The following is a 282-nucleotide window of genomic DNA, read 5'->3' as shown; positions in this document are numbered from 1 at the left end:
CCTCTGTTGGCATCAATGCTTCCTAAAAGTCCTGCATCTACAGCAACCTGAAGTTCATGCTCAAAAGTATGACCTGCAAGGGTTGCGTGGTTTACTTCGATATTTAATTTAAAATCTTTATCTAATCCGTAATGTCTAAGGAAGCCGATCACCGTCTCAGAATCGTAGTCGTACTGGTGTTTTGTAGGTTCCATTGGTTTAGGCTCGATAAGGAAAGTTCCTTTAAATCCTTGCTGACGTGCATAATCTCTGGACATTGAAAGAAAACGTGCCAGGTGATCT

1 pseudogene is annotated in these 282 nt (G+C 41.5%); it reads right to left on the bottom strand.

The annotated features are described in order from the left end of the window. A pseudogene (locus tag ACPYOJ_RS35170) lies at nt 1–282 on the bottom strand (xylose isomerase); the annotation flags it as partial.

This window comes from Rhizobium sp. SVR5-9E, assembly GCF_056755095.1.
The sequence above is the reverse complement of the archived record's forward strand: the minus strand, read 5'-3'. Positions and strand labels throughout refer to the sequence as shown.